This window comes from Mesorhizobium sp. M0019, from assembly GCF_040323975.1.
GTDB lineage: Bacteria > Pseudomonadota > Alphaproteobacteria > Rhizobiales > Rhizobiaceae > Mesorhizobium.
On the sequence record NZ_JAMYVK010000044.1, the window covers coordinates 18842 to 45285 of the forward strand.

Consider the following 26444-nt stretch of genomic DNA (forward strand, 5'->3'; position numbering starts at 1 on the left):
GATCCGGCTGGACGACTGACGCCAGCCGCGACGATCGGCGTCCGCCGTTCGGAATTGAGCCGCGCTCGTCGACATAGGCTATGATGACCGCCCGTACTGCTGTTCGATGTGTTAGATACGGGCTTTGGAAGGCGCACCGCGCGGTGCCGGATTGCACCATGATCGACTGGGATGACGTTCGCTATTTTCTTGCCGTCGCGCGCGGAGGCTCGGTGCGGGCCGCCGCCGAGCGCCTCGGTGTGAACCACTCGACCGTGCTGCGACGTGTCGCCCAACTCGAGGAACGCCTCGGGGTGCACATGTTCGAAAAGCTGCCTTCGGGCTACCGCCTGACGGCTGCGGGCGAGGAGGTCCTCGAGTTCGCGGACCAGATGGAGGTGTCGTCGCACCTGCTGGAGACGCGCGTCTTCGGGCGCGACCAGAGCGTGCGCGGGCTTCTGCGGGTGACGCTGGCACCGCCCCTCGCGACACACCTGCTCATGCCGGACTTCGCCGATTTCGCGCGTCTGCATCCGGACATCGAGATGGAAATCTTGTCGTCCGGCGAGCTGGCAAATCTGACCAACCGAGAGGCCGACGTCGCGATCCGCGTCGTCTACGACCGCAAAACCCTGCCGCTCAATCTTCATGGCCTGAAGGGACCGGAGGTGTTCGGCGGCGTCTATATGTCCTGTGATCGACTAGCCGCGTGGCGTGCGGGCGCGCCTGATCCCATCCGGTGGATCGTCATAAGCATTCATGGAATTCCGGAATGGGCCAGCGAGGGTGAGGTTCGCACCACGGGGGTTCCCTTCAGGACCACGGACGCCGAGGCGCAGATCGTTGCTGTACGGCAAGGGCTCGGGATCACGACACTGCCCTGCTTAGTCGGCGATGCCGACCCGCTACTGGTGAGGGTGCCGGGCACCGACCTGCACATGTACGGAACGCTCTGGCTTCTCACACAGGGGGAGACACGCAAGACGAAGCGCGTACGGCTCTTCACGGAGTTCGTATCCCACAGGCTCGCCGCGTACGCGCCGCTTCTCGCGGGGCTGTCCATATCGCGCGACTGACGCCTGGCAGGTCGCCGATGGCGCTGTCTCGAGCGTACCGCTGTAGAAGGGCCATTCTCGGCGTCGAAAAACAATTGCTCTTTGAAGACTGTGGCGCGTACAGCTATTTCGAAATCCATGATTGGTATGAGAAGCTTTGCCCGAGCACCGCGCCGCACGAATGATGACGCGCAGCGCAACCAAATTGGGGAGGATTCAAAATATTGGTATGCGATGTTTGATTGTCACGGCTCATCCACTCAATCCAAGCCTTTGCCAAACGCTTTCGAACGCAGCTATCGACACCCTGATGGATGCGAAGCACCAGTGCCGACATGTTGATCTGTATCGATCTGGCTTCTTCCCGGCTCTTACACCGGCGGAGCGCGCGAGCTACTATTCCGGATTCGAGACTACAGAGGTAGCTAAAGAGATTGAGGATCTTCTCTGGGCCGAGACTATCGTCTTGATTTTTCCCACGTGGTGGTTCGGACCTCCAGCTATATTGAAGGGCTGGTTCGACAGGGTATGGGTGCCTGGTATTGCATACGATCACGCAGCCGATCTTGGTGCCATACAACCGCGACTTCGCCAGTTAAGGAAGGTGGTTGCAATAACCACTTTGGGCTCACCTTGGTGGGTCGATTGGCTGATCCTCAGGCGGCCAGTGCGGCGTGTTCTCAAGACAGCTATTCTGAATACCTGTGCTCCTCAAGCCTCGCTTACGTTCCTTTCATTTTACAAGGTTGAAAGTCTGCCTAGGCAAGGTGTCGATGCTGCGATAAATCGCATTAGATCAATGCTACAGCATCTATAGCTAAGCCCCGTCACAATGCTCCTTTTCTTTGAAGGGCGCAGGTAGAGCAATGCCCGTGGGGACAGCGCGGCTCGTGACCGCTGCCCTTATCGGTATGTACGCGCATACGCGCCGAAAGCGTCACCATCGGTAGATGGCAGCACCGCGGATATCTACCGTCACGACATGGCATTCCTGGGCGCCGCCGCCACCGGCATCATCAACGAGGTACGCGGCATCAACCGCGTCGTCTATGACGTGACGAGCAAACCGCCAGGCACAATCGAGTGGGAATGAACTCAATTCGGTCCGACGGACGTTAGGGTGTCGGATGGGTTGTGATCAGGCGGGAACGTACGTCACTCTGATCGCGTCCTCGCCAACCCGGTCGCTGGCCACGAGACGCAGCGGCGGCCGCGGGCCGGCGAAGAATGGCTTGCCGCGACCAAGCACGATGGGACGCAAGTAGAGCCGGTACTCATCGATAAGGCCAAGCTCGGTCAGACTACCCGCAAGCTCCGGTCCGGCCACTTCGATCTCGCCCTCGTGTTCGGCTTTAAGCGCCCTAACGAACCCTTTGAGATCGTCGTCCACCAGCGTGGCGTTCGGCCCGACCGACTTCAGGGTGCGAGAGACGACCCATTTCGGCTGCGCCCGCCAGGCCGCCGCAAAGTCGCGCCCGACCTGGTCCTGTCCCGGCTGATCCTCGTCCCAATAGCGCATTACCTCGTACATGCGCCGGCCGTAGAGGCTGCCGGCGATCCCGCGCACATGGGCGTTGAAGTGGCGATGGAGCGCCTCGCCCGGCATCGGCAGCCCGGGCCCTCGGCGCCAGCGACATAGCCGTCGAGCGACTGCATCATTCCGAACACAAGCTTCGCCATGCACAGGCTCCTATCGATCGACGACGATCCGAAGGGATCGCATTCATTTATACCTCGCCCTTACTTCGTCGGTTCGTTGGCTGCACCCATTCTCTGACGTGTTCACATTGGCCGATAAATCTGCGCCACTGCGCCCCCCGGAAAGGCTTTCGAGCTCACCAGCTTGAGAGACATCGGCGCGGCGAGTTCGGAGAACAGCGGCAGGCCTTTGCCCAGCGCCACGGGGGCCACCATCAGGGCGAGCTGGTCGACCAGTCCTTGGGCGACGAGACTGCGGGCGAAGCTCACTCCGCCGTGGGCGATGATCGGCTTGCCCTCTTGGGCTTTCAACTTCGCGACTTCCTCCGCCAAGTCACCGCTCGCCACATAGGCCTCCGCCCAACTTTCACCACCGGGCTGCAACTTCGCCGGCTGTCCGGTTCCCGCGTTGACGGCGCGAGCCTCATCGAGCGCCGCCGACTTGCTCACCTCCCTCAGGATCTCCGGTCCCCGTCGTGAGAAGACGGCCTTGGGGATCTGGTTCATCGGCGCCGCGAACTGCTCGCAGGAGGTCGGCCACCAGGCGGCCATGTCACGGAAGCTGCGGCTGCCCATGATGTGCAGGCTCGAGTTCCATATGAACTCTACGCCCCAGGCCTTAGCCTCTTGATCGGCGCCGAACATCCATGTGTTTCGGCCATCCAGGTCACTCACGAAGCCGTCGATCGATATGGACATCTTCAAGATCAGGTCTCTCATCGCGTCTTCCTTGCGCTGGTGAGACCCAAGGACGGGCCAGATCGGTCAGTTCCGACAATTCGTTGCGGGATAGTCCGACAACGCTTGCACGCCGCCGAAGAAGGGATACCGAGCTCCTTGCCTGGTCGGCGAGGTGTCGTTGATTCCGCGCCAAATTCTGGTTCAGCGCCGTTTGTCAAAGCAGCGCACCTGAAGGTTGCGGCTGAGGCAACTGCCGTCCGCCAGGTGGCGAGAGGCATGTGAGACGAAGCCGGTGCACGCCGACTGATTTAATTCCCAAAACCGGATACGGGTCTTTCCGTAACGGCGCCAATCAGCTTATCGATTTTTCTCGGCCGGGTTCTCCTTTCGTGGCGCCGAGGCGGGTAAGCAGATTGAGCGTGATCCTGCCGACATCGTTCATGGCGCCTGCGGCTGGCAGCGCGCCGCACCAGGCAACCGAGCTTGCGGAAAAGATCAAGCCGCCTGCTGCGAGCTTTCGCAGGGTCATTTCGTCGCAGCGGCGGGCGATGCGTTGCCTATCCCCGCCCTCGTACCAGCGCGTCGGATCCTGAAAGAAGCTGTCGGGAAATCCCGTCGCACGCGCGATCACGTCGGTGTCAGCGGAAGTGCCGAGGGCTGGGTCCGTCGTATCCACTTCGTAGCCCGCGGCACCGCCCAGCACGATGCCGTCCGTGCCGAAGGTCGCATTTTCAACGCCTTCGAACAGCCATGCGCATCCTGCTTCACGGCTTTCGTCAGTGCGCGTGAAGGGGCGCGCGCCTTCGAACCCCATCAGTGAGATCGCGCCACCGATCAGCGTGAATTCGCCTCGGCCGCGGGAACGGAGATTGCCGCCTGGTTCGTTGGTGATCGACAGCGCCTGTTCGGCGACCGGGCCGTCCCAGGTGCGGCCAGCCTCCAGCGGCGAGCGCCGCAGCTCCATCAGGTCGTCCTTGAAAGCCACAGTGGCAGCGAAGCCGTTTCCGCCGAGATAGGCGATGCTGCCGCCTTCGGCCACAAACTGCCGCAGCGCCTGCTCCATCTCGATCGACATATATTCGGGGTGACTGCCGGTGACGACGGCTTGATGTCGACGCAGACCGTCTATGCCGCATTCGTGCAAATCGTGATCGGTCAGGACGTCAAACACGATTCCATTGTGGTGGCAGAATCGGAGGAAGTGCAGATCGACCGGCAAATTGTGTGGGCAGCCGCAGAGCGGATAATCGTAATCGTCCCTGAGCGTCACTTTCGGCTTTTTGTAGGAACAGATGGAAACACCGCTAAGGTCGGAATGGTAGTCGTAAAGAGATTTCAGATTGTTGGCGATCGCGAAGCGATGTCCCCGGTCGTCGCCTTTCCATTCATAAAGATGATCCGGGAGATATTCGTACGCATAAGCGAGATAGGTGGCCGTCGGCACGAGATACAACAGCGGCGACGAAACCTGTGAAGAGGTGACGAAGAACACCACGCGTTCGTAGCCACCCTCCCATTCGATCTGGAACGCGTAGACGCCTGGGTTTGCGTTTTCAGGGATCGTCGCGCGGTGCGATGCCGGCCATGCAAGCGGGCCGATGTCGTCGTCGTGGCAATGGATAGCGTCGTAGTGCGACGGCACTAAGCGAGGCTCGAAGCTCGATCCGTCCCAGCGTGCCGAAGTCACGCAGAAGGCTGGCTGATTGATCACGTCGAGGAGCAACGGATCTGGTCCGCCCGACGACAGGATCGGCTGCGTTGGTAACAGCGTCGGGAAATCCCAGGCAACAGTCCCCTGTGGGGTGTCGAGCCGGATCGCAGCAAATTTCGCGTTGAGGGTAGGTTCGTGGTTGGTGGCGCTTGCGCCGAAATGGATGTCGTGCGCCTGGAGGGTCCGCTCAGGGCCGGCAAAACCTTCATGGAGTTCGTAAGGCGCGAGACGGTCATGGGATTTGATGCGCAGGCGCAACTGCTCCTGCCGCAGGTCCAACTCGACAGTGAGCCACACACCAGTTGGCGCCTTCTTCTCGACAGGGGTTTCGCCGCCGATTTCCACGACAAATGCGCCGTCGCGGAGGCGCAGCCCGAGGGCGCCTGCCTCCAGGATCGTGCGCGCACCTTCGTTGCGCGTGAGGAACAGCTCAAAACGAATGCCGTGGACGGCTTGTACTTTGGCCAGTTCGCCGGCTCGCACGAACAGGAACGACCCTTGGTCGAAATGCCGACGCCGTGCTTCACCTACCGTTTCGATGGGCCAGGCGAGAAATTCCGGAGCCGGCTTGTCGAGCCGGCAAATTCGTGTGGCCTTTATCGGCCGATCGCATGACAGGCTGAGCTTGATCCGCTGGCCTGCTTTGGCACTCCAGGGGGTGGTGTAGCCAACCACGCTCATCGCGTCGTGGTCTACTGCGCGCTTCATCTATCCCTCCCGATGAACTCCAGATGGGCTGGGGCGAACCGCGTAGTCCGGTCCGATGTCGGCCAATGCGCTGCCGCTCTGACAAGCAAAGTTCCGCATGGCGCACTACAGCCATGATGTACATGCTTGTATAGATAAGCTGCATTCGGATAGTCTCGACGCGATCGGTCCAAGCGCGACATTACCAAGGAGGATGACATGCGCAACGCATCTCTCTTCGATCTGTCAGGCAGGAAGGCGCTTGTAACCGGCGCAAGCCGTGGCATCGGGCGCAGCATCGCCGAGGCGCTCAGCGCGGCCGGCGCCGACGTCGCGGTCACGGCGCGCAGCGTGGCCTCGCTCGAGAAGACGATGGCCGCCATCCGCACCGCCGGCGGGGTCGCGCACGCCATCGCCCTGGACGTCACCGATGTCGACCGCTGCCGGGCGGCGACAGCCGAGGCCGGCAGCCTGCTCGGAGGTCTCGATATTCTCGTCAACAATGCGGGGGTGGAAGAGGTCCGGCCTTCACTCGATGTCGACGAGGCCTTGTGGGACCGGATTATCGATACGAATCTCAAAGGCGCCTTCTTCTGCGCCCAAGCCGCCGCGCGGCAGATGAGAGACGCCGGACGGCCCGGCGTCATTATCAATCTCTGCTCGCTGACCTCCGAGGTCGGGATTCCCACGGCGGTGCCGTACGGCTCGTCGAAATCAGGCCTCCTCGGCATGACGCGGGCGCTTGCGGCGGAGTGGGCCGATCTTGGGATCCGGGTCAACGCCATTGCGCCTGGCTATTTCAGGACAGCGATGACAGACGTGTTCTACAGCAACGAGGCATGGCAGCAATCGATGCTCGCCAAGATTCCGCAGCGCCGTTTTGGTGATCTCTCGGACCTGCACGGAATCGCGGTGTTCCTCGCTTCGGATGCGGCAGCCTACATAACCGGCCAGTCCATTCCCGTGGATGGAGGCTTTCTCGCATCGATTTGAAGGCTTCAGGGGCTGGAGACGTGTCCCAGAAGTGATCGACAAGCGCTAATCGTAATTGCGTTCTAAGAAAAGGAGCCGCCATGTCTGACGTCAGCTTCCACCGCCTGTCATCCCTCAGTGTCGATCAGCGGGCCAGTTTACTGAAACGCGCCGAAGGAGATCTGTCTTCTTTCATCGAAAAGGTCCGTCCAATCATCCAGGCCGTCAAGGATGAAGGTGACGCGGCCTTGCTCCGGTTTGCACGCGAGCTCGACAAAGCCGATGTTGCCGACGGTGGACTGAAAGTTTCGGAAGCGGAGTTCGACGCGGCATTCGACAAGGTCGAGAAGGATGTCGTGGAGAGTATCCGGTTCGGCATTGAGAACATCCGGCATTTCCACGAGGAGCAGCGCCCGGAAACGATGTGGCTCAAGGAAGTTCGGCCGGGCGCCTATGCGGGTGACCGATACACACCGATTGCTTCGGTCGCGCTTTATGTTCCGCGCGGCAAAGGCGCCTTCCCCTCGGTGACGATGATGACCTCGGTTCCGGCGGTGATTGCCGGGGTTCCCCAGATCGCGATCGTGACGCCTGCGACTTCGGATGGTTCCGTCGACGCCGCGACGCTGGTTGCTGCCCGCCTCGCCGGCGTGGAGACCGTCTACAAGTGCGGCGGCGCCCATGCGGTCGCCGCCGTCGCCTATGGGACCGAGACCGTGAAGCCTGCCGTCAAGATCGTCGGGCCGGGGAGCCCGTGGGTGGTGGCGGCAAAGAGCGTGTTGTCCCCGATCATCAACACAGGTCTCCCCGCCGGTCCGTCCGAAGCGATCATTTTTGCCGATCACAGCGTCGACGGCGGCCTGGCTGCTCTTGACCTGTTGATCGAGGCCGAGCACGGGCCGGATTCCTCGGCCTACCTGGTGACGCACAGCCGCAAGGTCGCCGAAGCCGCGTTGATTGCGATACCGGAACACTGGTCCCGGATGAGCGAACAGCGTGTGGAGTTCTCACGCGCGGTGCTGACTGGGAAGCGCGGCGGCATCGTGCTGACCGAGTCGCTGGAGGACAGCTACCGCTTCATCAACGACTATGCGCCGGAGCACCTCGAGATTCTGTCAACGGAGCCATTTGCGCATCTCGGACGTATCACGGAAGCTGCCGAGATCCTCATGGGTCCGCATACGCCGGTGACCCTCGCCAACTTCGTCCTGGGACCCAATGCGGTGCTGCCGACCAGCCGGTGGGCGCGAACCTTTGGACCGCTTTCCGTGACGGATTTCGTCAAGAGATCGTCGGTCGGCTATGTGACCTCGGCGGCCTATCCGGAACTCGCCCTGCATGCCCGCAGGCTCGCCCGCTACGAAGGATTCAGCTCGCATGAGAACGCGGTTTCGGAGATCCGCGATCGCTATCTCGCCGGCTGAGCGGAAACGATGACGATGAGGGCGGCGCGACTCCATGGACCCGGCGACTTGCGCGTCGAGGATATCGCCGCGCCAGGCGCTCCCGAGCCAGGCTGGGTGAAGCTGAGGGTCGATGCCGCAGGCATTTGCGGTTCCGATCTCCACAACTTCCGCACGGGCCAATGGATAAGCCGATCGCCTTCGACGGCTGGCCATGAGCTGACAGGCACGGTGATCGCCATCGGCGAGGGCGTGGACACCGTCGCTGTTGGCGACCGCGTGGTCGCCGATTCCCGTTTCTGGTGTGGAGAATGCGCGCAATGCCATGCAGGCAGGCGGCATCTTTGCACGTCGCTGGGCTTTGTCGGCGAGATATGCGACGGCGGATTTGCCGAACAGGCGGTCCTGCCCGCACGCCTGCTGCACGTCGTCGATGCCGCGCTTGACGAACGGGTCGCGGCGATGGCCGAGCCGCTGGCTGTAGCGTTGCACGCAGTGCGGCGTCTGCCGAAAACGGCCGGCTCCGTTCTTGTCGTCGGCTGCGGGACTATCGGCGGGCTTGCCGCACTGCTGCTTTCCCGGACATTCGCAGGTACCGTGCTCGTCGCCGATCGCAACCCTGGCCGCTGCGCCCGCGTGGCGCGTGTGACCGGCGCCAGCATCGTCGATTTGAACCGGGACGCCATTGCCGCCGCCACCACGGATGCCCCCTTGCTCGCTGCCGTCGAAGCAACCGGCAGCATCGCAGCACTCGGCCAGTTGCTCGAGGTTCTCGATGCCGGCGGCACCGTTGCGATGGTCGGCATATTCCATGGGCGCCTCGATATCGATCCCGACATCCTGGTTGAACGCGAAATAGCATTGCTGGGATGCCACGCCTTTGCCGATGAGCTTCCCGACGCCATTCGGATGCTCGGCGAATTGACCGAGCCCATGGTCGAACTGATCGACCGCGAGATCGGCCTGGATGATGTTCCCGCAGCCTATGAGCGGCTGTTGGCGGGGCAGGGTGACGGCTTGAAAACAATCATCCGGATGCGGTGTGCCGGGCGCGTGTGATTTCCGAACCTTGCCGGAAAGGATTTTTGAAATGATAACTTTGCCCGACACCGCCAGCCCTCTTTACGAGAAGGTCAAGGACTACATCCTGACGAACATCGGAACGGGGCGATGGAGCAAGGACCGCAAGCTGCCGTCCGAAAATGAATTCGTGGCGACACTCGGCGTGTCTCGGATGACGGTCCATCGTGCCTTGCGGGAGTTGACCTCTGCGGGTTTTCTGATCCGGCTCCAGGGCGTCGGCACATTCATCGCGCCACCTCGACCGCAATCCGCACTGATCGAGATCAACAACATCGCGGCGGAAATTGTCGCGCGGGGAAACAGGCATCGCTCCGAGGTTATCGTCCTCGAAAAGATCATGCCGACAAAGGAGCTCGCGCTTTCGTTCGAGTTTGCAAAGCGCGTGTCGGTCTATCATTCCATCGTCGTCAACTTCGAGAACGACCTGCCTGTGCAACTGGAAGAGCGCTTCGTCAACCCGGGCCTGATACCCGACTATGACAAGCAGGATTTTTCCAGGACAGCGACTTACGACTACCTCATGCAGAAAACCCCGGTGACGGAGGTCGAGCACATCATCTCGGCGACCCCTGCCGATGCCGAGACGGCGCGGTATCTGGGCATCGACGTCGGCAGCTGCTGCCTGTTTCTGCATCGCCGGACATGGACGGGCGCCGTCGTTGCCACGATCAGCAAGCTGACTTACGTTGGCAGCCGCTACTCGCTTGGCAGTCGATATTCTCCATCCAAAAAAACCTGATCGCAGTGAAGCGAATCAGAGTCGGAAGGAGGGGCTAACTTGTATATGCATGTATGTATTTAGCCTTGACATCCGCTGTTGCTGACGTTGAAGTGTCGTCGCACTTTCGTTGAACGAACAGCTAAGATGCCGAGGCACGGTGCCGCAAGAGCAGAAGCCCGCATTCTCACCAGGCCGGATGTTTGGTTCAAAAAAGCGGCCTGATCATCAAGGGGAACAAGATGATACGTAACCTAGCAGGACAATTTCGGGCACTCGTTATGGCTGCTGCCGTCGGGTTTGCCCCGGCGGTCTACGCGGCCGACACGACAATTCCGGCGACGCCTGAGGCAGGAACATTCAAGATCGGCATCGAGCCATGGCTTGGCTACGGCCAGTGGCACGTCGCAGAAGCCAAGGGTCTGTTCAAGGCAAACGGGCTGTCCGACGTGCAGATCGTGAACTTCGCCGAGGACAAGGACATCAACGCCGCCCTGGCGAGCGGCCAGCTCGATGCCGCCAACATCGCGACCCACACGGCTATGGGAATGGTTGCGGCCGGCCTGCCGGTGAAGATCGTGCTTCTGCTCGACGTCAGCATGACGGCGGACGCCATGATCGCCGGCAAGGACATCGCCTCCGTCGCCGACCTCAAGGGCAAACAGGTGGCTTTTGAGGAAGGCACGACGAGCGACATCCTCCTCAAATACGCGCTCGCCAAGAACGGCATGTCCATCGCCGATGTCCAGCCGGTTCCCATGCCGGCGGCGGATGCCGGCAGCGCGTTGATCGCTGGCCAGGTTCCGGTCGCGGTTACCTATGAGCCTTATCTCACCGCGGCCAGGGCACAGAACAAGGACGTCAAGCTGCTCTTCACCGCAGGCGAAGATCCCGGCCTGATCAGCGACGTGTTCGTGGTGCGGGATGAGGTGATCAAGTCGCGTCCCGGCCAGGTGCTTGCCATGATCAAGACCTGGGATGCGGCCCTGAAGGCTTACAATGCCGACACGCCCGACGGCCGGGCGATCATCTCCAAGGCAGTCGGTTCGAGCGTCGAAGACCTCAACACCGCCTTTGATGGCGTGCGTTACTATACTCTCGCCGAAAACAAGGATGCGCTGACGGGCGAATTTTCCACCAAGACATTCGCCGATGTCGAGGCAGCCGCCAAGAACGCCGGGCTGCTTCAGGCGGACGTGACGCCGGAGCAGATGATCGACCCGTCATTCGTCAAGGCCGCGAAATGACGAGGGCCGGCTCGCGGTGGTGACGCAAATGTCCGAGCAGCGTGCGACCAAGCCAAGCCCGTCTCACGCAGCGCCGGAGCCGGTGATCAAACAGCCGATGCGCCGTCGCCCCACCGCCCGGCTAGGGGCGGCCCAAACCCCCGCCGGGGTTCATGAGATATCAGTGGCGGGTTTTGCCGGCCTCGGTCTTGCTTGGTGGGCGGCAACAGGGCTGGGGCTGGTAAAGCCGATTTTCCTGCCCTCGCCGGGGAGCGTGGTGACCCAGCTCGGCAAGCTCTCGGGTGACGGCACGCTGTGGCTGGATCTCAGGACCTCGATATACCGTATTTCTGTTGGCTTCCTCATCGCCTCGGCATTGGCGATTCCGATTGGCGTGCTGATCGGCAGCTTCAGGACTTGGGAAGCGGCGATCGAGCCGCTTGTGGATTTCATCCGCTACATGCCGGTGGTCGCTTTCGTGCCCCTCTCCATCCTGTGGTCGGGGACGGGCGATGCCCAGAAGTTCCTGATCATCTTCATCGGCACCTTCTTTCAGCAGGTGCTGATGATCATGGACAATGTGAAGCGGGTTCCCGCTGATTTCATTGGCCTTGGCAGGACACTCGGCCTGCCGGATCGCAGGATCTTGACCCGCATCGTGGTTCCCAGCGCCTTGCCAGGCATCTGGGACACGTTGCGCATCAGTCTCGGCTGGGCATGGACCTGGCTGGTGTTGGCGGAACTTGTCGCGGCGACATCAGGGCTCGGCTACCGCATCACCGTGTCCCAGCGTTATTTCCAGACAAACACCATCATCGGCTACATCCTGCTGCTGGGTGTGCTTGGCCTCATTACCGACCAGGTCATGAAGGCTCTGGGAAAAGTGCTGTTCCGGCAGGAGGGCCACGTGCAATGAGGCCGGGCCGATGAGTTTGCCCAAATTGGGGATCAAAGGTCTCCACAAGAGCTTCGGCACGGGCGCGCGGCGCACGGAAGTGCTGCGCGATATCAATCTCGATCTTGCCGACAACGAGTTCGTCTCGCTGGTGGGCACGTCGGGTTGCGGCAAGAGCACGCTGCTGTCGATCGTTGCCGGACTGCAGGATTTCGACGCGGGAGATCTTGCCATCGATGGCGCGCCGATCCTGCAGCCGGGCCTCGACCGCGGCGTCGTCTTCCAGTCCTACACCCTGCTTCCCTGGCTGACGGCGCAGCAGAACATCGAGTTCGCGCTCAAGGCCGCGGGTCATGATCGCGCGACCTGCCGCAGGATAGCACGCGAGCATCTCGATCTGGTCAAGCTCCCGCACAGCGCCAATCGCTATCCGTCTGAGCTTTCTGGCGGCATGAAGCAACGGGTGGCCATAGCGCGTGCCCTTTCCTATCGACCCAAAATGCTTCTGATGGACGAGCCCTTTGGCGCGCTCGATGCCCTGACTAGGCATCAGATGCAGGAACTCCTGACGCAGATCTGGGAGGAGCACAGGCTCACCGTGCTCTTCGTCACCCATGATGTGGAAGAAGCCGTCTACCTGTCGGACCGCATCGTCGTGATGGGGATCGGCCCGGGACGCATCATGCAGACCTTCAATGTCGACATCGAGCGCCCGCGCCGGGAAGAGGTCATGGAAACCCCGGCCTTCATGGATTTGCAGCGCAGCGTGCACAAGGCGATCCGCGAGGCCTCAAAACGTCCCGAAATGGCTTAGGCGAGCCACTCAATTACTTACAATCGGCGACCAGCGTTGCGCCCAATCTCGATATCGCGCCATCGCGATTCCTGACCAGGGGAGCCGCGATCGGCGGCTTTCTCCCAACCTCGAAAAAAATTTGCAGGACAATGTCGATTTCCTAAACTCCATTCGTCGTTTCGATGCCGGCCGGTGAGTCCGGCTCAACAAGGAGACAGACGATGCGTGTGATGGTGCTCGTGAAGGCTACCGAAGACAGCGAAAAGGGCTTTGTCCCCACGCCCGAGGCGAAGGAGGCGATGGAGGCGATGGGCAGGTTCAACGACGAGCTGCGCAATGCCGGCATCTTGCTCGACGCCGATGGCCTCAAGCCCTCCTCGCAGGGCAAGCGCGTTGCGTTCGATGGTCCCCGCCGGACGGTCATCGACGGGCCTTTCGCCGAGACCCGAGAACTGGTCGCCGGTTTTTGGCTCTGGGAAGTCAAGGACATGGACGAGGCGGTCGCCTGGGTGAAGCGCTGCCCCAATCCCATGCCGGGACCGAGCGAGATTGAAATCCGGCCGCTGTACGAGATGGCTGATTGGCAATGGGAATCTGACGCCGGAGGTCACGCAAATCCATGACCGGACGCGCGAGAAGCTCAGCGGCAACTGAACCTGTTGGCCGCAACCTGTTTTGCCTTCGTTATGGCTTTGGCCGATAAGGCAGCATGACGGCAGGCGAGACGCAGCAGGCGATCGAGGCGATTTTTCGCATTGAACGTGCCCGGCTCATCGCGGGCCTGGCCCGCCTCGTGCGCAATGTCGATCTTGCAGAGGAACTGGTGCAGGACGCCCTCGTCATAGCCCTATCCGAATGGTCCAGGACCGGCGTTCCGGCCAATCCCGGCGCTTGGCTGATGACGGTCGCCAAACGCCGCGCCATCGACGCGATCCGTCACGACAAGATGCGCGAGCGCAAGCATGAGGAGATCGCGCGGGAGCTGGACGGCGAGTGCGATGGTACGGCCAAGGGAAACGAAATGGCCATGAACGACGATCTTGGCGACGAGCTGCTGGGCCTCATCTTCACAGCCTGCCACCCCATACTTTCGGCCGACGCCCGCGCGGCCCTCACGCTGCGTGTCATCGGCGGCCTGACCACGGACGAGATCGCCCGTGCTTTCCTGTCGAGCGAGGTGACGATCGCCCAGCGCATCGTCCGCGCAAAGAGGACGATCGGAAAGGCCGGGCTCAGCTTCGAGGTGCCGCGCGGCGCCGAGCGTGCGGCGCGTCTGTCCTCGGTGCTGGAGGTCATCTACCTCATCTTCAATGAAGGCTATGCTGCCACGGCAGGCGACGACCTTGTCCGGCCGAGCCTGTGCCTGGAGGCACAACGGCTCGGCCGCATGCTGGCGGGGTTGATGGCCGAGGATGCCGAGGTGTTCGGCCTGCTGGCTCTGATGGAAATCGAGGCATCGCGCCTGCCGGCACGCATCGGGCCGGACGGCGCCCTCTTGACCCTGACCGAGCAAAACCGCGCGCGCTGGGACCAGCTGCTGATCCGCCGAGGCCTTGACGCGCTGGCCCGTGCCGAAGCCCTCGGGGGCGATGGCCCCTATGTGTTGCAGGCCGCGCTTGCAGCCTGTCACGCGCGGGCGCGCAGTCCGGCCGATACCGACTGGCCCCGTATCGCAGCGCTCTACGACCGGCTGCGTGCAGTGATGCCCTCGCCGGTGGTCGATCTCAATCGAGCGGTCGCGCACAGCATGGCCTTCGGGCCCGAAGCGGGCCTGCGGCTGGTAGACGAGATTGCCGACGCCGCCGCCTTGCGCAATTATGCGCCATTGCCGGCGGCGAGGGGCGATTTTCTGTTTCGGGCCGGCCGGCTGGCCGAGGCCCGCGCCGAATTCGAGGCTGCGGCCAAGCTCACCCGCAACGTGCGCGAAGCGGCCTTTCTCCTCGCCCGCGCAGACGCTTGTGGTTGACAGCATCGCTCTCCGTGCCCGACGCGCCGCTCGGCAACATCGAAAGCCGCCAGTTCGCTCCCGGCCAGCTCCCTTCAATGAGCGTGATCAGCTCGCAACGCGAAAGGGATTAACGATGCGCAAGCCTTCGTCGAGCGCCATTCCGTGCTGCATGTCCTCCGACCAAAGTGTATCACAGCCAGCGTGAACCGCCGCGGAGGCGATCATCGCGTCATAGGTGGAAAGGCCGTACCGCTCGGCGAGCCTCAATCCTGTTTCGTGGGTCTCGAGCGTGAGCGGATGAACCGTCAACAGGCCGCGCAGCGTGGTCAGCAGCGCATGCGTGTCGTCCCATGACATTTGCATCTTCCGACGCGCGACATTGGTGAGTTCATTGAGAACCTGCACGCTGATCGCCCCGCCATCGGCGATGACCGCCTCGGCCCGATCCGCCTTCGCCGTGTCGCCTGACGCGATATAAAGAAGGACATTGGTATCGAAAAAACTAACGGGCATTTGCCTCGTCCCGATCGAATTTGAAGTCAGCGGGAAGCCGACCGCGGAAGGCGCGGAGACGCTTCAGCAACTCCTCACGCCCGGGCTTCCGCGCGACGCCAAGCTGGCGGGCGTCAGCGACATGGATTTCGATCTCATCGCCTTCCCTGAGTTCAAGCGCTTCGACCACAGCGGCGGGAAGGCGGACCGCAAGACTGTTTCCCCATTTGGCGACCTGCATGCCACTTCCTCTCTTAGATATACGCTGGAAGAAATGTATATCCACAGGTCGTCAAGGTCAAGAATTGCAGCCAATCGGTTTATTCATTTTGGAGGAGAGGGCCTCGATCATGCCAGCAACTGCGTCGGCACGCCGAGAATCGGTCCTGCCTCGGCGAGCCGCTGGTCGAGGGTCCACACCGTGGCGCCATGCTCCGATGCCGTCGCGAGGTGCAGGGCGTCGCCAGCACGAAGCCCGAGGATATGCTGATCGGCGAATTTCGCGGCGACCCGAAAATGCCCGCCCGTCACCGGCAGCACGGTGAAGCTCTCAGCGACAAGCCTATTGAACATCGCGAGCGCTGCCGCGCGTTGCTCCAGGTCGATCTGTCCGGTCCGAAGCTTGATCGCCATGGCGGAGGACATCTCGGTGATGGTCCAGTCGCTGATCACAAGTTGCGCTGGGTCCTGCTCCGCCAGCCAGCCCTGAACGCGCGCGGTCATGGCTTCGTTGGATAGCGCCGCGATGATCAGCGAAGTATCGAGATAGGACGTCAATAGCGATCGCCATCTCGCATCGATCGCACCAGATCGGCGGCAGCCTGAGCCTGCAGAGGCATGGTTGCGGTCAGGGATTGGAGCAGGACGGCGTCGATCCGTTTGCGAGGGCGGGCCACGGCCGTGAGCCTGGCGACCGGCTTGCCACGCCGGGTTATGTCGATCGAGTCTCCAGCTTCAACCCGGTCGACGAGCTCACTCAGATGTGCCTTGGCGTCCGCCAGATTGACCGCGTCCATGTCACGCTCCTGACCATGTAGATGGTCATGTAGCGTATAACGCGTGACAATTCCAGTGCAGAGCACGGCGAATAAGCAACTGGCTGCGTGAGCGAAGCAGGTGACCTGCAACGAGAAACATGCCGCTTCCCACTTGACTCATACATATCCCGGTGGTTATACATCGACCAATAGCCGAAGGGTTATCGATCCCAATGCCAAACGCTCACGATGTGCTCTTCAGAACGCTTGCCGATCCGACTCGGCGCGCTATTTTTGAGCGGCTGTGTCGCGAAGGAGAGCAGACGGTCGGGGCTCTGACGGCTCAGGCCGGGATCTCGCAACCGGCCGTGTCAAAACATCTCGGCGTTTTGAGGCAGGCCGGGCTCGTGCGCGACCGCCATGCAGGGCGACAGACCCATTATAGCGCGCAGCTTGCTGCGCTTGCCCCCCTGATTGACTGGACAAGCCAGATGACCGGGTTCTGGCAGAGCCGGTTCGACGACCTCGAAGACCTGCTCAAAAGGATGGACCAGTGAACGAAATGGCGACCGAAACGCTCTCCGTCGTTGTCGAACGGGAAATCGCTTATCCGCCCGAGAAGATCTGGCGCGCGCTCACGCAACCACACTTGATCGAGGAGTGGCTCATGAAAAATGACTTCAAACCTGTCGCGGACCACCGTTTCAATTTTCACGCAGACTGGGGCGCTGTCGAATGTCAGGTGCAGACGGTCGAGCCGAACAGAACACTGACTTACACGTGGGATACCAAGGATCTCAAGAGTGTCGTCTCCTGGACCCTCACCCCCACGAGCACCGGAGCCCGCTTGCGCATGGAACAGTCGGGCTTCCGGCCGGATCAGCAGCCTTACTTCCGGGGTGCCAAAGTCGGCTGGCCGAGGTTCTTTGACGATCTGGAGCAGGTTCTGGCGCGGACGGACTGAGATCCGCTGGGCTATCCAAGCAAGGGCTCTGTTACAGAGCGACATCACGAGGCGATAATGGAGGCAAGCCAATGAAGATCAAGTTGGCCAAAGTATACGTGGACGACCAGGAAAAGGCACTGGGCTTTTACACCGAAACGCTCGGCTTTACCAAGAAGGCCGATTTCAGCAATGGGCCGTTTCGCTGGCTGACCGTCGCATCACCCGACGAGCCGGACGGTGCCGAGCTGCAACTCGCGCTCAATGACAACCCGGCGGCCAAGGCCTACCAGCAAGCCATTTTCCAGCAGGGCCAGCCCGCGGTCATGTTCTTCACCGATAACGTCAAGGGCGACTACGAGCGCATAAAAGCGCGCGGCGCCGAGTTCACGATGCCGCCGACCGAAGTAACCGGCTCGACCATCGCCCAGCTGAACGACAACTGCGGCAACCTCGTTCAAATCACCCAACTGGCGCGCTGGTAAAGCATGCGCTCAGTGGCGTGGCTGCCCGGCGGGAGTCGCCAAACGGGCCGCCCGATCCGCTTCGTCTTCAGAGGAGGTCTCAATGGATTGGAACAAATGGGTTCGGCAGATCCACCGCTGGCTGTCGATTATCTTTGCGGCGGTCGTCGCCGCCATCTTCATCAGCCTGGGAGTAGGCAAGGAGCCCGCCTACTGGGTATACCTCTTGCCGCTGTTTCCACTCGGCTTGCTCCTGCTTACCGGTCTGTACATGTTCGTGCTGCCTTACGCTCCCAAGTGGCGCAACGCAGGGGGCGCCGGCGCATTGGAGTGAACGCATGGCCAACAAGACGTCCATCAAGTCAGCGGCGGTCGCGAAGAAGCCCGCCGCCAAGCTTGCAGCCGCCAAGCCGGTCCTCCTCGCAGGCGGCAACCCGCAGATCCCGAAGGGTGATGGTGACGCTCCTGTGCAGGCCTACATCGCGGCCATGCCGGGCTGGAAACGCGACGTCGGCCGCCGCCTCGACGCACTCATTGAGCGCAACGTTCCCAACCTGCGCAAGGCCGTCAAATGGAACTCGCCCTTCTATGGCGTAGAGGGTCAAGGCTGGTTCCTCAACTTCCATTGCTTCACAAAGTACATCAAGCTGGCTTTCTTCCGCGGCACGTCGCTGCATCCTGTCCCTCCAGGCGAGTCCAAGCACAAGGACGTGCGCTACTTCGACATCCGCGAGGACGACCAGCTCGACGAAGCTCAACTCACCGACTGGGTAAAGCAAGCCAGCCAGTTGCCTGGCGAGCGAATGTGAGTGGAATGCGAGTCATTCCCGCAAACCCGGTGCCGACTAGCGGTATTCATGTGACGGGCGAGCGGCAACAACCCTAGGGAAAGCGACAATGATGATGAAGAGTGGCTCTATGGAAGGAAATGCAGAGAGCTCTCCCTCTCAGCTGATAGATGCGAGGATCAGTGAGCTGGGCGATTGGCGAGGCAAGACGCTTTCCCATGTCCGCGCTCTCGTCAAGCAGGCTGACCCGGAAGTGGTCGAGGAGTGGAAGTGGCGAGGCGTTCCGGTGTGGTCGCACGCCGGAATAATCTGCACCGGCGAGACCTACAAGAACGTCGTGAAGGTGACCTTCGCAAAGGGCGCCTCCCTGCCGGATCCTTCAGGCCTGTTCAACTCCAGTCTCGAAGGCAACACCAGGCGCGCCATCGATATCCGTGAGGGCGAAGATATAGATGAGAATGCGTTCAAGGCGCTGATACGCGCTGCTGCCGCCCTGAACACGGCCCGATAGTCAGCTCCGGCCGATATGGTCGGCTAGCGGGCCGAGAGCGGCGAGCAAAGCTTCGCCGGTGGCTTGCGTCGCGTTCTCATGCGGCGCGCGCAGGTTCAGCCAGCGTCTGTCGCCGGACCGTACCGCCAGCACTGCCTTCATCGCGGAGATGAGGCCGGCGTCCTGGATGATTTTGCGGAACGCCTTGATGGCGGCATCCGCGTCAGTAATGTCCTCTCCCGCCAGTGCTGCGTCGTAGAGGGCCCGGATCGCTGGGGCATTCAGATTGACCGTCGCCGAGATGCACCCCGCAGCACCGTTGGCGAGGCCTTTCGTCAGCTGTGCTTCCGAGCTCGGGAACACCGCGACCCTTGGGGCTGCCGCAATGACCGCCGCGGTGTTGTTCCAATCGCCGGCGCTGTCCTTGTAAGCCACCACGACATCCGGAAACGCTTGGCTCAAGCGGGCGGTCAGCGCCGGGCTCACCGGTACGCCGGAATTCTGCGGGATGTGGTAGAGGATCATCCTCATCGCCGGGTTCGCCACCCGTTCGATCAGCTCGCCATAGTAGCGGGCCTGTCCGTTGTCGCCGGCGGCCGTATAGAAGAACGACGGCAGCACCATCACCCCGGCACAGCCGAGCCCGACGGCATGCGCCGTCAGCTCGACGGTTTCGGCAAGTGCTGTGACACCGGTGCCGGGCATCAGACGGCCTGGCGAAATGCCGGCCTCGACCAGCCACTCCAGCGCTTGCATGCGCTCGCGCAACGAGACGGACAAGGCCTCGCCCGTGGTGCCGAACGGCGACAGGAAGTGCGCTCCCTGATCCAGCACCCATTTGGCGTGTGACATCCAGAGGTCGCGGGCAATGCGGCCGTCGTTTTCGAACGGGGTCAGGATCGGTGCGATGGTTCCTTGTGGGCGGATCATGTGCGTCCTTCTAAAGCCGGCATCAAAAATGTCGAGCAAGCTACATGAAGCAATGTTGCTGAGTACCGGCCGTTCGACCTCGAAAGCAAGCGGCTCGCGCATAGGCGCGCGATTGTGATCGGGCGGCGGTTCTGAGGCTCTCGAAGTATATCCTTGTCACGGGATAACGTCGTCTGGCCGAAAGGGGGGTGACAAACGAGTTCTGCTGTTTCATCAATGCCGCCTTTTGAGGAGAAGCCCATGCGGAGGATCGGTGTCGGCATTATCGGCTGCGGCAACATTTCGGATGCCTATCTGAAGGCATCGCCACAATTCCCGGTGCTCGACATTGTCGGCGTCGCCGACATCAACCGGACGGCGGCCGAGGCCAAGGCAGCGGCCTACGGCCTGGCTGCCATGCCGGTTGACGCGCTGTTGGCCGATCCGCGCGTCGAGATCGTGCTCAATCTGACGACGCCGCAGCATCATGTGCCGGTCGGCCTGCAGGCTGTCGGGCAAGGCAAGCACGTCTATTCCGAGAAGCCGCTGGCAACGACGCTCAGCGACGCCGAGCGGCTGGTCGCGGCCGCGCGCGAAAAGGGCGTGCGCGTCGGCTGCGCACCCGACACCTTTCTTGGCGGCTCCCACCAGACGGCGCGGCGGCTGGTCGATAAGGATACGGTCGGGACCATTGTCGCCGGCTCTGCCTTCATGCAGGTGCCCGGCCACGAACTCTGGCATCCCAATCCGGATTTTTACTATCAGCCCGGCGGTGGGCCGATGCTCGACATGGGACCGTACTATCTGACCTGCCTGGTCAATCTCCTTGGTCCGGTAAAATCCGTGACCGGGCAGGCGAAGTCATCCTACGCCACCCGCACCATCGATTCTGGACCGCGCCAGGGCGAAACCATCCGGGTCGAGGTGCCGACCCATATTTCCGGCCTGCTCGCATTCGAGAATGGCGCCGCGGTCTCGATCACCACCAGCTTCGACGTCTGGAAGCATGAACACAATCACATCGAACTTTACGGAACCACGGGCTCGATGATCGTCTCCGATCCCAACCAGTTCCAGGGCGACATCAGGACCAACCAGCGCAAGGGCGACTGGACGGTGGCCGATCAGATCCATTCCTATGGCGACGGCAATTACCGGGGCCTCGGCCTTGCCGACATGGCGCAGGCGGTCGTCTCGGGCAGACAACACCGCGCCAGTCTCGATCTTTCCCTCCATGTCCTGGAAATCATGGAATCGATCATCTCTTCAGCAGAGATAGGGCAGTGTATCGATCTCAGATATGGCTGCGCCCGGCCGGCGCCGATGCGCGCCGACCTGCCTTTCGGAATTCTGGAATAGGGAATAATGCGATGAGCAAGACGGCACTGATTTTCTGGGGCGGCTGGGAAGATCACACCCCGGCCCGAAGCGCCGAAATCGTCAAGGAGATGCTGGCCGGCAACGGCTTCGACGTGCAGCTGGAGCAGGGGACTTCGGCGCTTGCCGATCCGCAGCTGGGCAAGCTCGATCTCATTGTCCCGGTGATCACCATGTCGACGATCGAAAAGCCGGAGCTGCAAAACCTGACCAGCGCCGTCGGGGCCGGCACCGGCCTTGCGGGCTTTCACGGCACCATGTGCGACAGCTTCCGCAACGAGCCGGAATACCAGTTCATGACCGGCGGCCAGTGGGTCGCCCATCCCGGCAACATCATCGACTATCACGTCGACATCACCAGGCCAGGCGATCCGGTCATGCAGGGCATCGACGGCTTCGCCTACCGTTCAGAGCAGTATTACATGCATGTCGATCCGACCAACGAGGTGCTGGCGACGACTACTTTCACCGGCGAGCATCTCGATTTCATCGCCGGCGTCGTCATGCCGGTTGTCTGGAAGCGCCGCTACGGCAAGGGCCGCGTCTTCTACAGCGCGCTCGGGCACACCGCCGACGAGTTCGCCGTGCCGCAAATGCGCACGATGTTCGAACGCGGCGCGATTTGGGCCAGCCGAAACTCGGACCTTGGATAGCCGTTCAATCTGAACGCCACGTATCGTTGTAATCTCTCATAGGGCGGCCGCCCGAACGCTGGCACAGGCACAATTGACTGCCATGGTAGCATCCAATACACCAGCGGTCATCGGGAAATTCCGTAGCTGGAGGTCGAATGGAGCAGACGTGGCGATGGTTTGGTCCGAGCGACGCGGCAACGCTTGCCCACGCGAGGCAGGCCGGCGCAACCGGCATCGTGACGGCATTGCACGACATCCCTTACGGCGAAGTCTGGCCGATCGACGCCATCAGGCAGCGCCAGGGGCTTATCGAGGCGGATCCGGCGATGGGCCTCAAATGGAGCGTCGTCGAGAGTGTGCCCGTGCACGAGGACATCAAGCTCGGCCGCGGCGATCTCGACCGGCTCTACGACAATTTCAGGCAGACCTTACGGAATCTCGGCGCCTGCGGTGTGCGCACGGTCTGCTACAACTTCATGCTGATCCTCGACTGGACCCGGACCGACTTGGCTGCGCCGCTGCCGGGCGGCGGACGGGCGCTCCGCATGAACATGCACGAGCTTGCCGCGTTCGATTGCTACATGCTGCAGCGCAAGGGATCGGAGCGCGACTATGCGTCCGATGTTCTCCAGCGGGCGAGCGAATGGTTCGAGACGACGCCGGATACGTCAAAAGAGCGTCTGCTCGCCAACATCATGGCCGGCCTGCCGGGCGCCTTCAAGCGCTACGACATAGCAGAATTGCGCGAAGTGGTGGCCGAGCAGTCGGGCCTGTCGCACGACCGGCTGCGCGAGAACCTCGTCCGTTTTCTCGAAAACGTGCTGCCGGCGGCCGAAGAGGCGGGCGTCACGTTGGCGATCCACCCGGACGATCCGCCGCGCGATCTCGTCGGCCTGTGCCGGATCGTCAAGAACGCCGACGACATCGCCCTTATCTTGGACGCCGTGCCATCGGCCCATAGCGGCCTCACCTTGTGCACGGGGTCGCTGGGCGCCAACCCGGCCAATGACGTGCCCGCCATCGCCAGGCGCTTTGCGCACAAGATCAACTTCGTGCATCTGCGCAACGTCAGCAAGGACCCGGACGGCTCGTTCATGGAATCCGAGCATCTGAGCGGCGATGTCGACATGGTCTCGGTGGTCTCGATCTTGCTCGACGAGCAGCAACGCCGCCGCGACGCCGGCGAACCGGCGGCGCTGCTGCCGTTTCGCCCGGATCATGGCCACGAGCTGATCGATGACGCCGCGCGGCACACCCATCCCGGCTACCCCGTGATCGGCCGTCTTCGCGGCCTTGCCGAATTGAGAGGCGTGATGACGGCGATTGCCCATCAGCGCGGCTACCGGCTGCAATGACGGCGCCCCGCCTGCTCTGCGTCGGCGCGCTCACCTACGACACGATCTTGCGCCTCGATGTCCTGCCCTCCGGCGCCGGCAAGTTCCTGCCAAGCGAGGCCGTGCAGATCGCGGCCGGCATGGCAGCAAGCGCGGCCGCGTCGGCCAGCCGCCAGGGCGGGCAGGTCTGGCTATGGGCAAGCGTCGGCAACGATGCTGTCGGCCGCGATGTCATCGGCCAGATGGAGGCGGAGCGGGTCGACTGTTCGTTGGTGCGCAGGGTTGAAGGTGGCCGCTCGGCCATTGCCACCATCCTGGTCGATGCCGCCGGCGAGCGTATGATTGTGCCCTTCTACGATGCAGTCACGCAAGCTGATCCTGACCGTCTTCCGCCCGCGGATTTTTCCCACTTCGACGCCGTGCTGGTTGATGTCCGCTGGCCCGGAGCCGCGGCCCTGGCGCTGGCGAAGGCTCGCGAGTGCGGCATCCCGGCGATCCTTGACGCCGATGTCGCGTCGCGACCGGTGCTCGACCGGCTGCTGCCGCTCGCCTCGCACGTCGTTGCTTCGCTGCCGGCGGCACGCATCCTTTGCGGTCCGGAGATATCCGCCGGTTCTGCCGTCGCCATTCTCGGCGAACGGACCGGCGCCTTCGTGGCGGTCACCGATGGCGCGAACGGCACCGTGTTCCGCTACTCGGGCAGCAATGACGTCCGTCATCTGCCGTCGCCGCGGGTCGAAGCCGTCGACACTCTGGCGGCAGGCGACGTGTTCCACGGCACCTTCGCTCTCGGCCTGGCCGAAGGTTGGGACGAAGAGCGGGCGATAGCAGTGGCCAGCGCCGCCGCCGCCCTGAAATGCCTGCGCTTTGGTGGACGTCTTGGCGCACCGACGCGCGCGGAAACGCTGGCTTTCATGCAAGGATCGACATGATGCCGAACACGCTTGGGCCGGCTCGGTGGAAAGAGCACGTCAAGTGGCGCCCGTCGACTACCATGGCAATCGCTGCGCAACTGTTCGAGGGAGGATAAATGGCTGAGTTCAAAAAACGCGCACTGGTCACGGGGGCGGCCATGGGCATCGGCCGTGCTGTCGCCGAAAGACTGGCCGAGCAAGGCGTCGACCTGATCCTGTTCGACCGGGCGGGCGATCAGCTGGATGAGGTCGCGGCGCAGCTTTCGGCGCGCGGCGTGACCGTGCACGCCGTGCTTGGCTCGACCGCCGACACTGAAGCCTGTGGCCGCGCCGTCGAGCTTGCCCGGTCCGCGTTCGGCGGGCTCGACATGCTCTCCCACAATGCCGGCATCCAGCGTTACGGAACGGTGGAGACCACGGACGAGGCGCTTTGGGACGAGGTGATGAACGTCAACCTCAAGGCTGCCTACCTGCTCTCCCGCGCGGCGATGCCGCTGCTGCGGCAAAGCCGCGGCGCCATCGTCCATATGAGCTCGGTGCAGGGTCTGGCCAGCCAGGAAGGGGTTCTGGCCTACAGCACGGCCAAGCACGGCCTGATCGGCCTGGTCAAATCGATGGCCGTCGACTATGCGCCGCTCGGCGTGCGCGTCAATGCCGTCGCTCCGGGTGCGGTCGACACGCCGATGCTGCGGGATGCGGTCAAGCTCAACGATAAGCCCGACGAGATCCTGCGCATCCTCGACAATATGCATCCGCTCGGCCGTACCGCCCGGCCGCAAGAGATTGCCGCAGTCGTCGCCTTCCTGCTGTCCGACGATGCCTCCTTCGTCACCGGCGAGGTCGTACGCGTCGATGGCGGCCTGCTGGCGCGCATCGGCGGTTCTCCGCGCAAGGAATAACGTCGGCGCTGCTGCTTGCGCAGGCATTTCATGAACGGCTTGAAGCTGCAGAGCCTATAAGGGGTCGCCGATGGCAGGGCTTTTGGGGATGCGGACCATCACCGAGGGGCGGCTCGGCGAAACCGCCCCTGGCGCTTCAGTTGCGGCTAGGACGTTCGAGGTTTTGCTCGACCAGATCCTGACCTTCCGCCTGAAGCCGCACGAGCTGATTTCTGAAAAGGCGATGTCGGAAGCCCTCGGCGTGAGCCGCACGCCGGTCAGGGAGGCGCTCGCCCGGCTGGCCGGTCTTGGCTTGATCGACATTTATCCGCAGCGCGGCAGCATGGTGGCGCCGCTCCGGATTGCCGATCTCGAGAAATCGCAGTTCCTGCGCGAAGCGCTCGAAGTCGGCCTGATCAAGCGCGCGGTCGAGAGCCCGCGCCGTGCTGACCTGCTTGCCGTGCTAAAAGGCGAACTGGCCGTCCAGGAGACGTTCGCCTCCATCGCGGACGACAGGCGCTTCTTCAAGTCGGACGAGCTGTTCCACCAGCATATCGCCAGTCATGCCGGGTTTCCCGGAATCTGGGCCGACATCAGCGCGGCGAAGCTGCACATGGACCGCTTCCGCTTCCTGTCTTTTCCGCGCCTCGACAGCATGTCGGTGGTCCTCGGCCAGCATCGGCGGATTGTCGATGCGCTTGAGCAGGCCGACGCGTTTGCGGCGGAAGAGGCGATGCGAACGCATCTTCGCCGCATCTTCGAGGTGCTCGAAATCGTCCAGGAGCGCTATCCCTATTATTTCGCGGCAAACGGCAGTGTGAGCCTGCTTTCGGCCGGCTCAATCCAAGCCTGAGCCTTTCTTGCGCGCTTCCGAAGGCGTCTTGGTCTTGCTGCCGGATTTGTCGGAAGCTGGCTCGGCTTTGCGATCTTGACCCTCGCCGCCTTGCTCCTTGCGGAGCTGCTTTTCCACTACCGATCGCGATCCTTCCGCCGGGTCTTGTTCAGGATGAGTATCGGTTCCCGTCATGTCGGCTCCTATCCATTTTGATCAATTGCGTGCGGCGTGGGCTGACCTCCGCCGCCGGTTCTGTCGCGCCCGATCATCAGCCAGGCGGCGAACAGCACGACCAGTACGACCACGATCCAGGCGACGAAACGAGGCATCGGCCTCATGTCCCTCGCCGCCGCTTGCTGCCGCGTGCCTCCGGATCGGAGCCGGCCTCGACCGTTGGATCGGGCACGACCGGGCCGCGTTCGGCCTCGGAACCCTCAGCTTCGATCTCCTGCACGGCCTGATCCCAGTGCTCGCGCTCGCGTCCTTGCGGACGGCCTTCGCGCTCCCAGATCTCATGGGCTCGCTGCCTGATACGCTCTTCCCTGTCCATGGCCTT

Annotated in this window: 34 protein-coding genes and 1 pseudogene; 24 read left to right on the forward strand and 11 right to left on the reverse strand. The window is 62.4% G+C overall.

Annotated elements, in window-relative coordinates; genetic code table 11:
• Positions 1-158: 158 nt before the first annotated feature.
• The 3 genes and pseudogenes from NKK47_RS26175 to NKK47_RS26185 all read left to right on the forward strand — a co-directional run.
• Positions 159-1055 carry a LysR family transcriptional regulator gene (locus tag NKK47_RS26175; protein ID WP_352578788.1) on the forward strand — a complete coding sequence of 299 codons (897 nt, stop codon included), beginning with the start codon at positions 159-161 and terminating at the stop codon, positions 1053-1055.
• Between the two features lie 208 nt (positions 1056-1263).
• Complete coding sequence (locus NKK47_RS26180) at positions 1264-1851, forward strand: NAD(P)H-dependent oxidoreductase (protein WP_352451024.1); 588 nt, start codon at positions 1264-1266, stop codon at positions 1849-1851.
• A gap of 108 nt (positions 1852-1959) precedes the next feature.
• A pseudogene (locus NKK47_RS26185) lies at positions 1960-2127 on the forward strand (GMP synthase (glutamine-hydrolyzing)); the annotation flags it as partial.
• A gap of 45 nt (positions 2128-2172) precedes the next feature.
• Here NKK47_RS26185 and NKK47_RS26190 read toward each other — a convergent pair.
• The 3 genes from NKK47_RS26190 to NKK47_RS26200 form a co-directional block, all read right to left on the reverse strand.
• Positions 2173-2640 carry a dihydrofolate reductase family protein gene (locus NKK47_RS26190; protein WP_502905047.1) on the reverse strand — a complete coding sequence of 156 codons (468 nt, stop codon included), beginning with the start codon at positions 2638-2640 and terminating at the stop codon, positions 2173-2175.
• Between the two features lie 176 nt (positions 2641-2816).
• Entirely contained in the window at positions 2817-3452 is a 636-nt protein-coding gene (locus NKK47_RS26195; protein ID WP_352578789.1) for a dihydrofolate reductase family protein, read from the reverse strand.
• 313 nt (positions 3453-3765) lie between these two features.
• Positions 3766-5832, reverse strand: a complete 2067-nt coding sequence (locus NKK47_RS26200) for a N,N-dimethylformamidase beta subunit family domain-containing protein (protein ID WP_352578790.1) — start codon at positions 5830-5832, stop codon at positions 3766-3768.
• A gap of 198 nt (positions 5833-6030) precedes the next feature.
• Here NKK47_RS26200 and NKK47_RS26205 point away from each other — a divergent pair, with 198 nt between their 5' ends.
• The 9 genes from NKK47_RS26205 to NKK47_RS26245 all read left to right on the forward strand — a co-directional run bounded on the left by NKK47_RS26205 (position 6031) and on the right by NKK47_RS26245 (position 14870).
• Positions 6031-6804 carry an SDR family NAD(P)-dependent oxidoreductase gene (locus NKK47_RS26205; protein ID WP_352578791.1) on the forward strand — a complete coding sequence of 258 codons (774 nt, stop codon included), beginning with the start codon at positions 6031-6033 and terminating at the stop codon, positions 6802-6804.
• Positions 6805-6884: 80 nt separating this feature from the next.
• Positions 6885-8207 (forward strand): histidinol dehydrogenase, encoded by a 1323-nt coding sequence (gene hisD, locus NKK47_RS26210; protein WP_352569218.1) that lies wholly within the window; start codon positions 6885-6887, stop codon positions 8205-8207.
• 15 nt (positions 8208-8222) lie between these two features.
• The gene (locus NKK47_RS26215; protein WP_352578792.1) at positions 8223-9245 is read left to right on the forward strand and encodes a zinc-dependent alcohol dehydrogenase; all 1023 of its coding nucleotides are present in this window, start codon (positions 8223-8225) and stop codon (positions 9243-9245) included.
• A gap of 31 nt (positions 9246-9276) precedes the next feature.
• Positions 9277-10008 carry a histidine utilization transcriptional repressor HutC gene (hutC, locus tag NKK47_RS26220; RefSeq protein WP_023676188.1) on the forward strand — a complete coding sequence of 244 codons (732 nt, stop codon included), beginning with the start codon at positions 9277-9279 and terminating at the stop codon, positions 10006-10008.
• Positions 10009-10229: 221 nt separating this feature from the next.
• On the forward strand, positions 10230-11234 hold the full coding sequence (locus NKK47_RS26225; protein ID WP_502905048.1) for an ABC transporter substrate-binding protein: 1005 nt from the start codon (positions 10230-10232) through the stop codon (positions 11232-11234).
• A gap of 97 nt (positions 11235-11331) precedes the next feature.
• Positions 11332-12129: an ABC transporter permease gene (locus NKK47_RS26230; RefSeq protein WP_352578815.1), complete on the forward strand. Its 798-nt coding sequence runs from the start codon at positions 11332-11334 to the stop codon at positions 12127-12129.
• Positions 12130-12139: 10 nt separating this feature from the next.
• Positions 12140-12922: an ABC transporter ATP-binding protein gene (locus NKK47_RS26235; RefSeq protein ID WP_352578794.1), complete on the forward strand. Its 783-nt coding sequence runs from the start codon at positions 12140-12142 to the stop codon at positions 12920-12922.
• A gap of 203 nt (positions 12923-13125) precedes the next feature.
• Positions 13126-13527 carry a YciI family protein gene (locus tag NKK47_RS26240; protein WP_352578795.1) on the forward strand — a complete coding sequence of 134 codons (402 nt, stop codon included), beginning with the start codon at positions 13126-13128 and terminating at the stop codon, positions 13525-13527.
• Between the two features lie 86 nt (positions 13528-13613).
• Complete coding sequence (locus NKK47_RS26245; RefSeq protein ID WP_352578796.1) at positions 13614-14870, forward strand: RNA polymerase sigma factor; 1257 nt, start codon at positions 13614-13616, stop codon at positions 14868-14870.
• Between the two features lie 87 nt (positions 14871-14957).
• On the opposite strand, the gene NKK47_RS26250 is transcribed toward NKK47_RS26245, so the two are convergent.
• The 4 genes from NKK47_RS26250 to NKK47_RS26265 all read right to left on the reverse strand — a co-directional run bounded on the left by NKK47_RS26250 (position 14958) and on the right by NKK47_RS26265 (position 16360).
• On the reverse strand, positions 14958-15365 hold the full coding sequence (locus tag NKK47_RS26250) for a PIN domain-containing protein (protein WP_352578797.1): 408 nt from the start codon (positions 15363-15365) through the stop codon (positions 14958-14960).
• On the reverse strand, positions 15355-15585 hold the full coding sequence (locus NKK47_RS26255; protein ID WP_023676182.1) for an AbrB/MazE/SpoVT family DNA-binding domain-containing protein: 231 nt from the start codon (positions 15583-15585) through the stop codon (positions 15355-15357). The genes NKK47_RS26250 and NKK47_RS26255 overlap by 11 nt, the downstream gene beginning before the upstream one ends.
• A gap of 107 nt (positions 15586-15692) precedes the next feature.
• The gene (locus NKK47_RS26260) at positions 15693-16121 is read right to left on the reverse strand and encodes a type II toxin-antitoxin system VapC family toxin (protein ID WP_352578798.1); all 429 of its coding nucleotides are present in this window, start codon (positions 16119-16121) and stop codon (positions 15693-15695) included.
• On the reverse strand, positions 16118-16360 hold the full coding sequence (locus tag NKK47_RS26265; RefSeq protein WP_352468031.1) for a type II toxin-antitoxin system Phd/YefM family antitoxin: 243 nt from the start codon (positions 16358-16360) through the stop codon (positions 16118-16120). The genes NKK47_RS26260 and NKK47_RS26265 overlap by 4 nt, the downstream gene beginning before the upstream one ends.
• A gap of 194 nt (positions 16361-16554) precedes the next feature.
• Here NKK47_RS26265 and NKK47_RS26270 point away from each other — a divergent pair, with 194 nt between their 5' ends.
• From NKK47_RS26270 to NKK47_RS26295, 6 genes are all read left to right on the forward strand, one after another.
• Positions 16555-16878 (forward strand): ArsR/SmtB family transcription factor, encoded by a 324-nt coding sequence (locus NKK47_RS26270; RefSeq protein ID WP_023716560.1) that lies wholly within the window; start codon positions 16555-16557, stop codon positions 16876-16878.
• Entirely contained in the window at positions 16875-17285 is a 411-nt protein-coding gene (locus NKK47_RS26275; protein ID WP_352578799.1) for an SRPBCC family protein, read from the forward strand. The genes NKK47_RS26270 and NKK47_RS26275 overlap by 4 nt, the downstream gene beginning before the upstream one ends.
• 71 nt (positions 17286-17356) lie before the next feature.
• Positions 17357-17749, forward strand: coding sequence for a VOC family protein (locus NKK47_RS26280; RefSeq protein WP_352451012.1), 393 nt, complete (start codon positions 17357-17359; stop codon positions 17747-17749).
• An 82-nt stretch (positions 17750-17831) separates the two neighbouring features.
• On the forward strand, positions 17832-18062 hold the full coding sequence (locus tag NKK47_RS26285; protein ID WP_352578800.1) for a hypothetical protein: 231 nt from the start codon (positions 17832-17834) through the stop codon (positions 18060-18062).
• 4 nt (positions 18063-18066) lie between these two features.
• Positions 18067-18537 (forward strand): DUF1801 domain-containing protein, encoded by a 471-nt coding sequence (locus tag NKK47_RS26290; protein WP_352578801.1) that lies wholly within the window; start codon positions 18067-18069, stop codon positions 18535-18537.
• Positions 18538-18628: 91 nt separating this feature from the next.
• Positions 18629-19027 carry a DUF1801 domain-containing protein gene (locus NKK47_RS26295; protein ID WP_292654454.1) on the forward strand — a complete coding sequence of 133 codons (399 nt, stop codon included), beginning with the start codon at positions 18629-18631 and terminating at the stop codon, positions 19025-19027.
• Here NKK47_RS26295 and NKK47_RS26300 read toward each other — a convergent pair whose 3' ends face one another.
• Positions 19028-19936, reverse strand: coding sequence for a dihydrodipicolinate synthase family protein (locus NKK47_RS26300; protein ID WP_352578802.1), 909 nt, complete (start codon positions 19934-19936; stop codon positions 19028-19030). It abuts the gene before it with no gap.
• Positions 19937-20176: 240 nt separating this feature from the next.
• On the opposite strand from NKK47_RS26300, the gene NKK47_RS26305 reads away from it, so the two are divergent.
• The 6 genes from NKK47_RS26305 (at position 20177) to NKK47_RS26330 (ending at position 25906) form a co-directional block, all read left to right on the forward strand.
• Positions 20177-21274, forward strand: coding sequence for a Gfo/Idh/MocA family protein (locus NKK47_RS26305; protein ID WP_352578803.1), 1098 nt, complete (start codon positions 20177-20179; stop codon positions 21272-21274).
• Positions 21275-21285: 11 nt separating this feature from the next.
• On the forward strand, positions 21286-21945 hold the full coding sequence (locus NKK47_RS26310) for a ThuA domain-containing protein (RefSeq protein ID WP_352578804.1): 660 nt from the start codon (positions 21286-21288) through the stop codon (positions 21943-21945).
• 137 nt (positions 21946-22082) lie between these two features.
• Positions 22083-23282, forward strand: coding sequence for a mannonate dehydratase (gene uxuA, locus NKK47_RS26315; RefSeq protein WP_352578805.1), 1200 nt, complete (start codon positions 22083-22085; stop codon positions 23280-23282).
• Positions 23279-24193 (forward strand): PfkB family carbohydrate kinase, encoded by a 915-nt coding sequence (locus NKK47_RS26320; RefSeq protein ID WP_352468022.1) that lies wholly within the window; start codon positions 23279-23281, stop codon positions 24191-24193. The genes uxuA and NKK47_RS26320 overlap by 4 nt, the downstream gene beginning before the upstream one ends.
• 98 nt (positions 24194-24291) lie before the next feature.
• On the forward strand, positions 24292-25074 hold the full coding sequence (locus NKK47_RS26325) for an SDR family NAD(P)-dependent oxidoreductase (protein ID WP_352578806.1): 783 nt from the start codon (positions 24292-24294) through the stop codon (positions 25072-25074).
• 70 nt (positions 25075-25144) lie between these two features.
• Entirely contained in the window at positions 25145-25906 is a 762-nt protein-coding gene (locus NKK47_RS26330; protein ID WP_352578807.1) for a GntR family transcriptional regulator, read from the forward strand.
• Here the strand turns inward: NKK47_RS26330 and NKK47_RS26335 are convergent.
• The 3 genes from NKK47_RS26335 to NKK47_RS26345 are packed head-to-tail and all read right to left on the reverse strand — an operon-like array spanning position 25892 to position 26438.
• The gene (locus NKK47_RS26335) at positions 25892-26080 is read right to left on the reverse strand and encodes a hypothetical protein (protein WP_352578808.1); all 189 of its coding nucleotides are present in this window, start codon (positions 26078-26080) and stop codon (positions 25892-25894) included. The two genes, NKK47_RS26330 and NKK47_RS26335, sit on opposite strands and share 15 nt — an antisense overlap.
• A gap of 8 nt (positions 26081-26088) precedes the next feature.
• Entirely contained in the window at positions 26089-26217 is a 129-nt protein-coding gene (locus tag NKK47_RS26340; RefSeq protein WP_280952094.1) for a hypothetical protein, read from the reverse strand.
• Positions 26218-26222: 5 nt separating this feature from the next.
• The gene (locus tag NKK47_RS26345; RefSeq protein WP_023676165.1) at positions 26223-26438 is read right to left on the reverse strand and encodes a DUF2934 domain-containing protein; all 216 of its coding nucleotides are present in this window, start codon (positions 26436-26438) and stop codon (positions 26223-26225) included.
• Positions 26439-26444 lie beyond the last annotated feature (6 nt).

Coding starts and splice junctions, on each gene's coding strand:
- NKK47_RS26175 (WP_352578788.1), top strand. CDS start 159: ATGATCGACTGGGATGACGTTCGCTATTTTCTTGCCGTCGCGCGCGGA.
- NKK47_RS26180 (WP_352451024.1), top strand. CDS start 1,264: ATGCGATGTTTGATTGTCACGGCTCATCCACTCAATCCAAGCCTTTGC.
- NKK47_RS26190 (WP_502905047.1), bottom strand. CDS start 2,640: ATGCCGGGCGAGGCGCTCCATCGCCACTTCAACGCCCATGTGCGCGGG.
- NKK47_RS26195 (WP_352578789.1), bottom strand. CDS start 3,452: ATGAGAGACCTGATCTTGAAGATGTCCATATCGATCGACGGCTTCGTG.
- NKK47_RS26200 (WP_352578790.1), bottom strand. CDS start 5,832: ATGAAGCGCGCAGTAGACCACGACGCGATGAGCGTGGTTGGCTACACC.
- NKK47_RS26205 (WP_352578791.1), top strand. CDS start 6,031: ATGCGCAACGCATCTCTCTTCGATCTGTCAGGCAGGAAGGCGCTTGTA.
- hisD (WP_352569218.1), top strand. CDS start 6,885: ATGTCTGACGTCAGCTTCCACCGCCTGTCATCCCTCAGTGTCGATCAG.
- NKK47_RS26215 (WP_352578792.1), top strand. CDS start 8,223: ATGAGGGCGGCGCGACTCCATGGACCCGGCGACTTGCGCGTCGAGGAT.
- hutC (WP_023676188.1), top strand. CDS start 9,277: ATGATAACTTTGCCCGACACCGCCAGCCCTCTTTACGAGAAGGTCAAG.
- NKK47_RS26225 (WP_502905048.1), top strand. CDS start 10,230: ATGATACGTAACCTAGCAGGACAATTTCGGGCACTCGTTATGGCTGCT.
- NKK47_RS26230 (WP_352578815.1), top strand. CDS start 11,332: ATGCGCCGTCGCCCCACCGCCCGGCTAGGGGCGGCCCAAACCCCCGCC.
- NKK47_RS26235 (WP_352578794.1), top strand. CDS start 12,140: ATGAGTTTGCCCAAATTGGGGATCAAAGGTCTCCACAAGAGCTTCGGC.
- NKK47_RS26240 (WP_352578795.1), top strand. CDS start 13,126: ATGCGTGTGATGGTGCTCGTGAAGGCTACCGAAGACAGCGAAAAGGGC.
- NKK47_RS26245 (WP_352578796.1), top strand. CDS start 13,614: ATGACGGCAGGCGAGACGCAGCAGGCGATCGAGGCGATTTTTCGCATT.
- NKK47_RS26250 (WP_352578797.1), bottom strand. CDS start 15,365: ATGCCCGTTAGTTTTTTCGATACCAATGTCCTTCTTTATATCGCGTCA.
- NKK47_RS26255 (WP_023676182.1), bottom strand. CDS start 15,585: ATGCAGGTCGCCAAATGGGGAAACAGTCTTGCGGTCCGCCTTCCCGCC.
- NKK47_RS26265 (WP_352468031.1), bottom strand. CDS start 16,360: ATGGACGCGGTCAATCTGGCGGACGCCAAGGCACATCTGAGTGAGCTC.
- NKK47_RS26270 (WP_023716560.1), top strand. CDS start 16,555: ATGCCAAACGCTCACGATGTGCTCTTCAGAACGCTTGCCGATCCGACT.
- NKK47_RS26280 (WP_352451012.1), top strand. CDS start 17,357: ATGAAGATCAAGTTGGCCAAAGTATACGTGGACGACCAGGAAAAGGCA.
- NKK47_RS26285 (WP_352578800.1), top strand. CDS start 17,832: ATGGATTGGAACAAATGGGTTCGGCAGATCCACCGCTGGCTGTCGATT.
- NKK47_RS26290 (WP_352578801.1), top strand. CDS start 18,067: ATGGCCAACAAGACGTCCATCAAGTCAGCGGCGGTCGCGAAGAAGCCC.
- NKK47_RS26295 (WP_292654454.1), top strand. CDS start 18,629: ATGATGAAGAGTGGCTCTATGGAAGGAAATGCAGAGAGCTCTCCCTCT.
- NKK47_RS26300 (WP_352578802.1), bottom strand. CDS start 19,936: ATGATCCGCCCACAAGGAACCATCGCACCGATCCTGACCCCGTTCGAA.
- NKK47_RS26305 (WP_352578803.1), top strand. CDS start 20,177: ATGCGGAGGATCGGTGTCGGCATTATCGGCTGCGGCAACATTTCGGAT.
- NKK47_RS26310 (WP_352578804.1), top strand. CDS start 21,286: ATGAGCAAGACGGCACTGATTTTCTGGGGCGGCTGGGAAGATCACACC.
- uxuA (WP_352578805.1), top strand. CDS start 22,083: ATGGAGCAGACGTGGCGATGGTTTGGTCCGAGCGACGCGGCAACGCTT.
- NKK47_RS26320 (WP_352468022.1), top strand. CDS start 23,279: ATGACGGCGCCCCGCCTGCTCTGCGTCGGCGCGCTCACCTACGACACG.
- NKK47_RS26325 (WP_352578806.1), top strand. CDS start 24,292: ATGGCTGAGTTCAAAAAACGCGCACTGGTCACGGGGGCGGCCATGGGC.
- NKK47_RS26330 (WP_352578807.1), top strand. CDS start 25,145: ATGGCAGGGCTTTTGGGGATGCGGACCATCACCGAGGGGCGGCTCGGC.
- NKK47_RS26335 (WP_352578808.1), bottom strand. CDS start 26,080: ATGACGGGAACCGATACTCATCCTGAACAAGACCCGGCGGAAGGATCG.
- NKK47_RS26340 (WP_280952094.1), bottom strand. CDS start 26,217: ATGCCTCGTTTCGTCGCCTGGATCGTGGTCGTACTGGTCGTGCTGTTC.
- NKK47_RS26345 (WP_023676165.1), bottom strand. CDS start 26,438: ATGGACAGGGAAGAGCGTATCAGGCAGCGAGCCCATGAGATCTGGGAG.